Raw genomic sequence first — 2022 nt, forward strand, 5'->3', positions numbered from 1 at the left:
GATCTGCTGGGCGACGGCCTGGAACTTCTCGCCCTTGGCGACGAAGTCCGTCTCGCACTTCAGCTCGACGAGGACGCCGGTGCTGTTGTCGTCCGCGATGATCGAGACCACACGGTGCCGGACGGCGACGCGTGGACCGGCGCGGCGATGGCCGACCCGGCGCCGACGCTCATGACCGCTCCCACCGCCACGACCATGGCGGTGGCCCGCTCGGCGATACGCCGGAATGTCGACCGGCCCCTCGGCAACTGCATGCATCCCCCTCGTGAAGCGAGTTCCTGCCGTCACGTTAGGTGAACAGTCCACCGCGTGGTGCCTCTGTCAGGGGCATCTCCGGGTCGGCTCAGGGACTGCTCAGGGGTGATCAGGGTCCTGCTCACCGCGCACGGGATGAGCGGCGAAGAGGCCGCAGCGGGCGGGGCCCGGCCTCGGCGTCGTCGAGCATCCGGTCCCGGCCCTCGTAACTCGCCACGACAGGACAGGCGTCGGCGAGTTCCGTCATGCGAGGCCCCCAAAGGGCGGCGCCCCTCCACCCCGCCGACGACCGGATACAGTGCGCGCAACAGCAGCCCGGCATGTGAGGGGAAGCGTGACCGACACCAGCGACACCCGGCCCACCGACGGTGAGGCGGGAGCGGCACGGCGGAGTCTGCTGCACCGCGTGCTGCGCCACCTCCCGCTGATCGCGCCCGTGCTGCTGTGGGCCGTGCCGTACGGGGTGCTCCTGCACACCGGCCAGCACTGGCCGCTGCCCGTCACCCTCGCCGGCACCGCCGTGTTCGTCCTGGGTCTCGTCGGGATGCCGCTGGCGATGGCGCGTGGTCACGGGCGGCGGCAGCAGGACCGGGCGGCGATCGTCGGCGACACCCTGCTGGGCGTGAGCTGGGTCCTGTTCACGTGGTCCGTGCTGCTCGGCGTCGTCCTGCGGCTCGCCCTGACCGTGGCCGGTGTCGGTGAGGGACAGGACCGGGCCAGGATCGTCACGTGGGCCGTCCTCGGTGTGAGCGCCGTGCTGCTGGCGTGGGGGTACGCCGAGGCCCGCCGGGTGCCGCGTGTGCGGCGGGTCGATGTGCAACTCCCGCGTCTGGGCGCCGGGTTGGACGGCCTGCGCGTCGCCCTGATCACGGACACGCACTACGGCCCCCTCGACCGCGTCCGCTGGTCGGCGCGGGTGTGCGAGACGGTGAACACCCTGGAGGCCGACCTGGTCTGTCACACGGGTGACATCGCGGACGGCACGGCGGAGCGCCGGCGCGAGCAGGCCGCCCCGCTGGCGGCCGTGCGGGCGACGTACGCCCGGGTCTACGTCACCGGCAACCACGAGTACTACAGCGAGGCCCAGGGCTGGGTCGACCTGATGGACGAGCTGGGCTGGGAGCCGCTGCGCAACCGGCATCTGCTGCTGGAGCGCGGCGGCGACACGCTCGTGGTCGCCGGTGTGGACGACGTCACCGCCGAGTCCTCGGGCCTGGCAGGGCACCGCGCGCACCTCGCCGGAGCCCTGGAGGGGGCCGACCCCGGCCTCCCCGTCCTCCTCCTTGCGCACCAGCCCGCGTTCGTCGACCGGGCGGTGGCCGGCGGCGTCGACCTCCAGCTCTCCGGGCACACCCACGGCGGCCAGATCTGGCCCTTCCACCACCTGGTCCGCCTCGACCAGCCCGCCCTGGCCGGCCTCACCCGCCACGGCCCCCGCACCCTCCTCTACACCAGCCGGGGCACCGGCTTCTGGGGCCCGCCGTTCCGGGTCTTCGCACCCAGCGAGATCACCCTGCTGGTGCTGCGCTCCGTGAGGTGACGCGGCACGGGATGAGCGGACCCCGGCCGGCACCGGTCCCGCGCCCCTGCCGCGAGCAGTCAGGCAGAGGGAACGGAGAATGATCAGCCTTCGTCTTTTCCCCGGGGCCGGGAGAACGAACGAGGTGGCGCTGTGCAAGAAGTGGTCATCGGCAGAGAAGACGACGTCAGGGCGGTGGCCGAGGTCCTCGGCGCCACCGGTGGGGCGGCGCGTGTCCTGCTCGTCAC

2 protein-coding genes and 1 pseudogene are annotated in these 2022 nt (G+C 72.8%); 1 reads left to right on the forward strand and 2 read right to left on the reverse strand.

The features are described from left to right. A pseudogene (locus ACVNF4_RS35155) lies at positions 1-117 on the reverse strand (translation elongation factor Ts); the annotation flags it as partial. A gap of 259 nt (positions 118-376) precedes the next feature. Then, on the reverse strand, positions 377-502 hold the full coding sequence (locus ACVNF4_RS35160) for a hypothetical protein (RefSeq protein ID WP_461806908.1): 126 nt from the start codon (positions 500-502) through the stop codon (positions 377-379). A gap of 87 nt (positions 503-589) precedes the next feature. On the opposite strand from ACVNF4_RS35160, the gene ACVNF4_RS35165 reads away from it, so the two are divergent. After that, positions 590-1795, forward strand: a complete 1206-nt coding sequence (locus tag ACVNF4_RS35165; RefSeq protein WP_461806909.1) for a metallophosphoesterase — start codon at positions 590-592, stop codon at positions 1793-1795. Positions 1796-2022 lie beyond the last annotated feature (227 nt).

It is taken from the genome of Streptomyces sp. S6, from assembly GCF_054880855.1.

What these genes read in the sequence shown, in the direction of transcription:
- ACVNF4_RS35160 (WP_461806908.1), bottom strand. Translation starts at nt 502, where the DNA reads ATGACGGAACTCGCCGACGCCTGTCCTGTCGTGGCGAGTTACGAGGGC.